General features: G+C 47.8%; 2 protein-coding genes. Both read left to right on the top strand.

The genetic code is table 11. The features are described 5' to 3' along the window. Nucleotides 1-850, top strand: an 850-nt coding sequence (locus VIM72_RS24820) for a T9SS type A sorting domain-containing protein (protein WP_332005519.1), incomplete at its 5' end; no start/stop codon positions are given. A gap of 31 nt (nt 851-881) precedes the next feature. Continuing rightward, nucleotides 882-2,383 (top strand): PVC-type heme-binding CxxCH protein (locus tag VIM72_RS24815; protein ID WP_332005518.1); only part of this gene is annotated, 1,502 nt, incomplete at its 3' end.

Genomic DNA, 2,383 nt, shown 5'->3' with positions numbered 1-2,383 from the left:
TTCATTTGATACGGCCTATGCCAGCAAGGCATGGATGATCCACGGCGTGAACCCTGATAAGGTTAAATATCATTTTGTGGTAGTACCCGGCACTACGCCACAGGCCATGCAAACGCTGGCCACGGAGTTTGCCACCGCTACGCCTTATGATATCCTGAAGCAAACGGATTCCCTGCATGTGGTTAGATACAATCCTGCATCGCTTACCTCGTATGTGTTTTTTACCTCCAATAATAACGTCAATACTGGGTATGTAAAAAGCGTGTCTGCCGTATCCATGGCAGGAGTAAGGGAAAGCGGCGATACACTGACGGTAACGGTGAATTCTCCCGACATGAATATTACCACCGAAACAGCATTTAATTATTACTGGCTGGCTAATCCAAGAACGGTTAGTATGGTGCTTAACGGGAACTGGGACGTGCTGGAAAATCCTTCCAATGTGGGCATTACTAACCAGGGAACTACGCTGACCGCATCATTTAACCTGGAGCATGGATTTTCTAAAACCATCAAACTGGTGAAACATGTGGATGAACTGTCGCGCAGGGATTCTGTTCCTGTAATGATGAATAAGATGGAACAAAGCACAGACAAAGCAAGGCAATTCAACATCTTCCCCAACCCGGCCGGCAGCCAGATAGAAATTGTATTTACAGCGGCCAATGCCGGCGCCGCAGTGCGGAAGATCCTGACCATGCACGGCGCTGTTTTGCAGTCAGACAAGATCCAGGTAAACAAAGGCCGGAATCATGCTTCATTAAATGTTTCCGGTCTGGTACCGGGCACTTATATTCTCCTGATCACAGGTGGAACGGTGCAGGAGAAAGGGATTTTTGTAAAGTACTGACGTGAAATTTTATCTTTTTAAAGTATAAAAAATGAATACAGGAACAAAAGTTTGGTTTACGGGTATAAGTATGATGGTGATGATCGCTGCCTGTAATCAGAAGAATCAAAAGAAAGAAACGGCTCAATTGCCGGTAAGTGATAATGAAGATGTGGCCCGTTATATGGAATCATTTAAAGGGGTGGGTGCGCTGACGGATTCTTCACAACCCACTTTACCAAAGGAAACGCTGAAGCATTTCAAGTACCCGGACGACCTGGCGCTGGACCTGGTATTAGCTGAGCCGCAGGTAGTACAGCCGGTGGAACTGAGCTTCGATCACCGGGGCCGGCTTTGGGTGGTACAGTATCACCAGTATCCTTTCCCGCAGGGACTGAAAGTAGTGAGCATAGATAATTACCTGCGGGTGAAGTTTGATAAAATACCGGCGGCCCCGCCTGCGGGTGCGAAGGGAGCGGATAAGATCACGGTGTTTGAAGACACCGATGGAGATGGGGTGTATGATAAATCCACCGATGCGATACAGGGATTGAATATAGCCACCAGTGTGGTAACAGGGAGAGGGAAGATCTGGGTGTTGAACCCGCCTTACCTGCTGGCTTATCCTGACGCCGACAACGACGGTATGCCGGATGGAAACCCTGAAGTTCATTTACAGGGATTTGGATTGGAAGACACGCACGCGGTGGCCAACAGTTTGCGCTGGGGCCCGGATGGTTGGTTGTACGGCGCCCAGGGAAGCACCACCACTGCCGATATAAGTTCTGCGGTATCAAAACATGTTGCCTTCCAGGGCCAGGCTATCTGGCGTTATAACGTAGATACAAAGGTGTTTGAAGTGTTTGCAGAAGGCGGGGGGAATACCTTCAACGTGGAGTTCGACAGCAAAGGCCGGCTGTATTCCGGGGACAATGGTTACGACAGGGGCCCGAATTTTAAACAGGGCGCTTACTATCAGAAGAGTTTAGGCAAACATGGTCCTTACACCAACGCCTATACGTTTGGGAATTTGCCCAGTATGAAACTGACGGGTGAAAGAAAACGGTTTACACATTCGCTGATCAAATACGAGGAAACCAGTTTGCCCGATAGATATAAAGGCAAAATGATTGCGCTTAACCCGCTCCTGAATTATGTACAGCTTACCCGTTTTGAGCCAGCCGGATCTACTTTTTCCAATGTAGATGAAGAGCAGATCATTAAAACAGATGATCATTGGTTCCGCCCTGTTAATATTAAAGCCGGGCCTGATGGCAATGTGTATATCGCCGATTGGTACGATAGCCGTTTGTCGCATGTAGACCCGCATGATACCTGGCATAAAACATCAGGAAGAGTGTATCGTCTGCGCAATAAGGTACAAACACCTATTCCGCCAAAGTTTGACCTGAGTAAATATACCGGCGATCAGTTGATACAATTATTAAAGGGGGAGAATAAATGGTTCCGTCAGCAGGCGCAGTTGCAGTTTGCCAACCGTAAGAACAAATCATTCCTGCCTGTATTGTTGCCGTTGCTTCAATCCGGTGATGG

Origin of the sequence: Chitinophaga sp. (assembly GCF_036569185.1) — a bacterium.
Lineage (GTDB): Bacteria > Bacteroidota > Bacteroidia > Chitinophagales > Chitinophagaceae > Chitinophaga.
The sequence above is the reverse complement of the archived record's forward strand: the minus strand, read 5'-3'. Positions and strand labels throughout refer to the sequence as shown.